This window comes from Flavobacterium sp., assembly GCF_040382755.1.
Classification (GTDB): domain Bacteria; phylum Bacteroidota; class Bacteroidia; order Flavobacteriales; family Flavobacteriaceae; genus Flavobacterium.
Genome location: NZ_JBEIET010000199.1, coordinates 1 through 2,502 on the forward strand (window position 1 = coordinate 1; position 2,502 = coordinate 2,502).

At 31.6% G+C, this 2,502-nt stretch carries 3 protein-coding genes; all 3 read left to right on the forward strand.

Annotated features, from left to right (window positions below):
* On the forward strand, positions 1 to 355 hold a 355-nt coding region (locus ABWO04_RS11090), incomplete at its 5' end, for an NADH-quinone oxidoreductase subunit J family protein (RefSeq protein WP_353079756.1).
* Positions 355 to 675, forward strand: a complete 321-nt coding sequence (gene nuoK / locus ABWO04_RS11095; protein WP_291241457.1) for an NADH-quinone oxidoreductase subunit NuoK — start codon at positions 355 to 357, stop codon at positions 673 to 675. The genes ABWO04_RS11090 and nuoK, both read left to right, overlap by 1 nt.
* Before the next feature lie 6 nt (positions 676 to 681).
* The coding region (nuoL, locus tag ABWO04_RS11100) for an NADH-quinone oxidoreductase subunit L (RefSeq protein ID WP_353079757.1) at positions 682 to 2,502 on the forward strand (1,821 nt) is incomplete at its 3' end.

The window sequence follows — 2,502 nt, forward strand, 5'->3', positions numbered from 1 at the left end:
ATTTTTGGCTATCGTTCATATTATAGTATATGCAGGAGCTATTATGGTATTGTTGTTATTTACCTTAATGCTTATGAATTTAGACAAAGAAGACGAAACATCTAAACCACTTTTTGCAAAACTTGCAGCCGTTTTTTCAGCAGGGATTTTAGGATTGGTTTTAATAGCTGCACTTCGTAAAGCACAACCAGAAAATATAGAATATGTAAATTCTGGAGTAGACTATCAATCCATAAAAGTATTAGGAAAAGTATTATTAAATGAGTACCAAGTTCCATTCGAGTTTGCCTCAGTTTTATTACTTGTTTCTATGATTGGTGCCGTTTTAATTTCTAAAAAAGAAGAAAAAATTTAATTATGAACATATTAGAACACGTTGGTATTGGTAACTACATTACACTTTCAGCTTTGCTGTTTTGTATTGGTGCGTTTGGACTTCTATACAGAAGAAATGCCATAATCATGTTTATGTCAATTGAAATTATGTTAAATGCTGTCAACTTACTTTTGGTTGCGTTTTCTTCGTATCATGAAGATCCATCAGGGCAAGTTTTTGTATTTTTCACTATGGCAGTCGCTGCAGCTGAAGTAGCTGTTGGATTGGCAATTCTTGTTTCGGTATTTAGAAATATTGGAAATATTGACATCGATAATTTAAAAAATCTAAAAGGATAATTCTAAATGAATACTACAATATTACTCTTATTATTTACGCCGTTAGTTGGTTTTTTAATCAACACCTTTTTCGGTAAATCATTAGGAAAAACAATTTCTGGTGTACTAGGAACAACAGCAATTGTTGTGTCTTTTTTATGTGCGATTTGTTTATTTTCTCAAATTAATGCTAACGGAAAATCATTTACTTTTCATTTAGCAGATTGGTTTTCAATTGGTTCAATCAAAGTAAAATTCTCCTTTTTATTTGATCAATTATCTGTTTTATGGTTATTGTTCGTAACAGGAATTGGGGCTTTAATTCATTTGTATTCGATTAGTTACATGCATGAAGATGATAATATGCACAAATTTTTCTCTTATTTAAATTTGTTTGTATTCTTCATGATTGCTTTAGTAGCTGGAAGTAACTTACTAATTATGTTCATTGGTTGGGAAGGCGTAGGTTTATGTTCGTACTTACTTATTGGGTTTTGGTATAAAAACCAAGATTATAATGATGCTGCGAAAAAAGCATTCATTATGAACCGTATTGGAGATTTAGGTTTCTTAATCGGAATATTTATTTTAGGATATATTTTTAATAGTTTAGAATTTTCAGAAATTGCAAAAGGAATACATTCTGAAGTATTCTTAAAAACTATAGATTTACCATTATTAAGTATAGCAGCTTTATGTTTATTCATTGGAGCTTGTGGGAAATCAGCACAATTACCTTTAGCCACTTGGTTACCAGACGCAATGGCTGGACCAACACCGGTTTCTGCATTAATTCACGCAGCAACAATGGTAACAGCAGGTATTTTTATGATTACCAGAATGAATTTCTTATTCGATTTTACTCCAGAAATTCAAAATGTAATTGCAATCGTTGGAGCTATTACAGCTATAGTAGCAGCATCAATTGGTTTGGTACAAAACGATATTAAAAAAGTATTAGCTTATTCAACAGTATCCCAATTGGGTTTAATGTTTTTAGCATTAGGATTAGGAGCTTATGAAGTAGCCGTATTCCACGTAATTACTCACGCTTTCTTTAAAGCTTGTTTATTCTTAGGTTCAGGTTCTGTAATTCACGCGTTACACGGAGAACAAGATATGAGAAATATGGGTGGTTTAAGAAAAGTTATGCCAATTACGTTCTGGACGATGATGATTTCTACATTAGCTATTTCAGGTATCTTTCCATTCTCTGGTTTCTGGTCTAAAGACGAAATTTTAATGACAGCTTTTCATAGTAACATCCCTTTATGGGTGGTTGGTTCGATTGCTTCTATTATGACTGCATTTTATATGTTCCGTTTGATGTATTTAACTTTCTTTAACGATTTTAGAGGCACCGAGGAACAAAAACATCATTTACACGAAAGTCCAGCATTAATTACTATTCCATTAGTGATTTTAGCAACTTTAGCTGCTATTGGTGGAGCCATTAGCTTACCAGGAAACAGTTGGTTAAATCATTATTTAGCACCTTTATTCAAAAAAAATGAAGCGCATCATTTAGATGGTCAAGCTTATATGTTAATGGCTATTGCAACAGTTGGTGCTATAGTCGGAATTGGTATTGCTTATTCTAAATATCTTAAGAAAAAAGAAATTCCAGTTGCTGATTCAGAAGTTGAAGGTTTACACAAAGTTTTGTCTAATAAATATTATTTAGATGAAATTTATATGGCAACAATCGTGAAACCAATCTATATGATTTCCAATTTTGCTAAAAAATATGTGGAGAAATTTATTTCAAAAGCAGTTATTGGTTTAGGTGGTGCTACATATGCATTATCTATAAAAGGAAAGAAAATTCAAAATGGTAATATTGGTGTG